Here is a 1,226-nt window from a genome sequence, read left to right as displayed (position 1 = left end):
GTGCGCAGGTTCACGTTCACCGGCACGTTCGCATCCTTCAGCGTCAGGTGCGCCGGCTGGTTCTCCTCGTGGTTCGTGTTCGAGATGAACACCGACGAGAGGCGATCGAACGTCAGCTTGCCGTCCGGCTTCGGATACTCGATCGGCTGGCATTGCGACGCCGGCTTCAGCATCTCGTGGTCCGCATGCTTGTGATGCAGCGTCCACGGCACGTTGCCGCCCATCACCTTCTGCTCGAGCCCGACCATCAGCGTGCCGAGGTACAGCCCCTTCGCCATCCACTGCTTGAAGTTGCGCGCGCGGTACAGCTCCGTGTACAGCCACGACTGCTTGAAGGCGTCCGGGTACGCGTTGAGCTCGTCCGACTGGCGGCCGGCCTGCACCGCGTCGAATGCGGCGTCGGCGGCCAGCATGCCGGTCTTGATCGCCGCGTGGCTGCCCTTGATCCGCGATGCGTTCAGGAAGCCCGCGTCGTCGCCGATCAGCGCGCCGCCCGGGAACACCGTCTTCGGCAGCGACAGCAGTCCGCCGGCCGTGATCGCGCGCGCGCCGTACGACACGCGCTTGCCGCCTTCCAGGAACGCACGGATCGACGGGTGCGTCTTGTAGCGCTGGAATTCCTCGAACGGCGACAGGTACGGGTTCGTGTAGCCGAGGCCGACCACGAAGCCGACCACGACCTGGTTGTTGTCCATGTGATACAGGAACGAGCCGCCGTAGGTATCCGACTTCAGCGGCCAGCCGGCCGTGTGGATCACGAGGCCCGGCTTGTGCTTGGCCGGGTCGATTTCCCACAGTTCCTTGATGCCGATCCCGTAGGCCTGCGGATCCGCGTTTGCGTCGAGCTTGAACTTCGAGATCAGCTGGCGGCCCAGATGGCCGCGGCAGCCTTCGGCGAACAGCGTGTACTTCGCATGCAGTTCCATGCCGAGCTGGAAGTTCTCGGTCGGCTCGCCGTCCTTGCCCACGCCCATGTTGCCGGTGGCGACGCCTTTGACCGAGCCGTCGTCGTTGTAGAGAATCTCCGCGGCCGGGAAGCCCGGAAAGATCTCGACGCCCAGCGCCTCGGCCTGCTGTCCAAGCCAGCGCGTGACGTTGCCCAGTGAAATCACGTAGTTGCCGTGGTTCTGGAAGTTCGCGGGCAGCGCCCAGTTCGGCGTGGTGACCGCGCTCTTCTCGGACAGGAACAGGAAGCGGTCTTCCGTCACCTCGACGTCGAGCGGTGC

1 protein-coding gene is annotated in these 1,226 nt (G+C 65.3%); it reads right to left on the bottom strand.

The features are described from left to right. A partial coding sequence (locus CFB43_RS37410; protein ID WP_089499094.1) for an electron transfer flavoprotein-ubiquinone oxidoreductase occupies positions 1-1,226 on the bottom strand: 1,226 nt, incomplete at both ends.

The organism is Burkholderia sp. AU15512 (assembly GCF_002223325.1).
Lineage (GTDB): Bacteria > Pseudomonadota > Gammaproteobacteria > Burkholderiales > Burkholderiaceae > Burkholderia.
This window is presented reverse-complemented; position numbering and strand designations above follow the sequence as displayed.